We start from the raw sequence: 2,867 nt of genomic DNA on the forward strand, positions 1-2,867 counted from the left end.
CCGGGGGTAATCGTTTGGCACACTGTTGGGTCCTGAGGCAACAGGATCTGTTGTTTCTGGTTTTTCCTGCGCATGCCGGAGGCCGGCTGGTGGTTCCCCTTTGCGGGGTGCCTGGTCTGGTGGATGGGTGTGACGGGGTTGTTGTTTGAGAACTACATAGTGGACGCGAGCATCTTAAAAATTATTAAGTGCAATTTCAGATAAACCTGGTGACCGGTCTTGTACTGGTTTTCCATGGTTTTCTCGATAGCGATATTAATTGTTGATCTTTGTGGTCAAGTTTTTAAGGGCACACGGTGGATGCCTTGGCATCAGGAGCCGAAGAAGGACGTAGGAATCTGCGATAAGCCTGGGGGAGTTGATAACCGAGCGTTGATCCCAGGATGTCCGAATGGGGAAACCCCGCCCGGCGCGCGAGTGACCGGGTGACCCGCATCTGAACACATAGGGTGCGTGGAGGGAACGCGGGGAAGTGAAACATCTCAGTACCCGCAGGAAGAGAAAACAACAGTGATTCCGTTAGTAGTGGCGAGCGAACGCGGAAGAGGCTAAACCAGTGGTGTGTGATAGCCGGCGGGCGTTGCATCACTGGGGTTGCGGGACTTTCCGTATCAGTTCTGCCGGACTGGTGAAGTGAGTGCAGGTGCATAGGTGAACTGGTTTGAAAGCCAGGCCGTAGAGGGTGTTAGCCCCGTAACCGGAATGTATGCTGCCGCTTGGAGAGGATCCCAAGTAGCACGGGGCCCGAGAAATCCCGTGCGAATCTGCCAGGACCACCTGGTAAGCCTAAATACTCCCTGATGACCGATAGCGGACAAGTACCGTGAGGGAAAGGTGAAAAGTACCCCGGGAGGGGAGTGAAATAGTACCTGAAACCGTGTGCCTACAAACCGTTGGAGCAGCTCTGATTGCTGTGACAGCGTGCCTTTTGAAGAATGAGCCTGCGAGTTAGTGTTACGTCGCGAGGTTAACCCGTGTGGGGAAGCCGTAGCGAAAGCGAGTCTGAACAGGGCGAGTGAGTGGCGTGATCTAGACCCGAAGCGGAGTGATCTACCCATGGCCAGGTTGAAGCGACGGTAAGACGTCGTGGAGGACCGAACCCACTTCAGTTGAAAATGGAGGGGATGAGCTGTGGGTAGGGGTGAAAGGCCAATCAAACTCCGTGATAGCTGGTTCTCCCCGAAATGCATTTAGGTGCAGCGTTGCGTGTTTCTTGCCGGAGGTAGAGCTACTGGATGGCCGATGGGCCCTACAAGGTTACTGACGTCAGCCAAACTCCGAATGCCGGTAAGTGAGAGCGCAGCAGTGAGACTGTGGGGGATAAGCTTCATAGTCGAGAGGGAAACAGCCCAGACCACCAACTAAGGCCCCTAAGCGTGTGCTAAGTGGGAAAGGATGTGGAGTTGCCCAGACAACCAGGAGGTTGGCTTAGAAGCAGCCATCCTTGAAAGAGTGCGTAATAGCTCACTGGTCAAGTGATTCCGCGCCGACAATGTAGCGGGGCTCAAGTACACCGCCGAAGTTGTGGCATTCAGATTTTTGGTAAGCCTTCGTGGTTCAGCCGTCTGGATGGGTAGGGGAGCGTCGTGTGGGCAGTGAAGCTGCGGTGTAAACCAGTGGTGGAGCCTACACGAGTGAGAATGCAGGCATGAGTAGCGAAAGACGGGTGAGAAACCCGTCCGCCGAATGATCAAGGGTTCCAGGGTCAAGCTAATCTGCCCTGGGTAAGTCGGGACCTAAGGCGAGGCCGACAGGCGTAGTCGATGGACAACGGGTTGATATTCCCGTACCGGCGAAAAACCGCCCATACTGAACGGGGGAAACTAACCGCCCGAAACCTGCCCGTGCACCCTTGTGGTGTTCCGGGTTTTGGTGGAGCGCGGGACCGTATCCCGGGAGGTAAGCGTATTAACAGGTGTGACGCAGGAAGGTAGCCGGGCCGGGCGATGGTTGTCCTGGTCTAAGGATGTAGGGTCAGTGATAGGCAAATCCGTCACTGTGTCTTTGATGACGCACCTGAGATCTGATGGGACCCCCGAACGGGGGAATCCGGTGATCCTATGCTGCCTAGAAAAGCATCGGCGCGAGGTTTTAGCCGCCCGTACCCCAAACCGACACAGGTGATCAGGTAGAGAATACCAAGGCGATCGAGAGAATTATGGTTAAGGAACTCGGCAAAATGCCCCCGTAACTTCGGGAGAAGGGGGGCCTGCCCCGTGATGGAAACTTGCTTTCCGGAGCGGGTGTGGGCCGCAGAGACCAGGGGGAAGCGACTGTTTACTAAAAACACAGGTCCGTGCGAAGTCGCAAGACGATGTATACGGACTGACTCCTGCCCGGTGCTGGAAGGTTAAGAGGACCGGTTAGCCCTTACGGGCGAAGCTGGGAATTTAAGCCCCAGTAAACGGCGGTGGTAACTATAACCATCCTAAGGTAGCGAAATTCCTTGTCGGGTAAGTTCCGACCTGCACGAATGGAGTAACGACTTCCCCGCTGTCTCAACCATAAACTCGGCGAAATTGCAGTACGAGTAAAGATGCTCGTTACGCGCAGCAGGACGGAAAGACCCCGAGACCTTTACTATAGTTTGGTATTGGTGTTCGGTGTGGCTTGTGTAGGATAGGTGGGAGACTGTGAGACCCGGACGCCAGTTCGGGTGGAGTCATCGTTGAAATACCACTCTGGTCATACTGGATATCTAACTTCGGCCCGTAATCCGGGTCAGGGACAGTGCCTGATGGGTAGTTTAACTGGGGCGGTTGCCTCCTAAAGAGTAACGGAGGCGCCCAAAGGTTCCCTCAGCCTGGTTGGCAATCAGGTGTCGAGTGTAAGTGCACAAGGGAGCTTGACTGTGAGAGAGACATCTC

Annotated in this window: 1 rRNA gene; it reads left to right on the forward strand. The window is 54.9% G+C overall.

Annotated elements, in window-relative coordinates:
- Positions 1-273 precede the first annotated feature (273 nt).
- Positions 274-2,867: ribosomal RNA gene (locus TVC13_RS17930) — 23S ribosomal RNA — on the forward strand; the annotation flags it as partial.

Origin of the sequence: Arthrobacter sp. 3Tela_A, assembly GCF_049311025.1 — a bacterium.
In the GTDB taxonomy this organism is placed as follows: Bacteria; Actinomycetota; Actinomycetes; order Actinomycetales; family Micrococcaceae; genus Arthrobacter_B.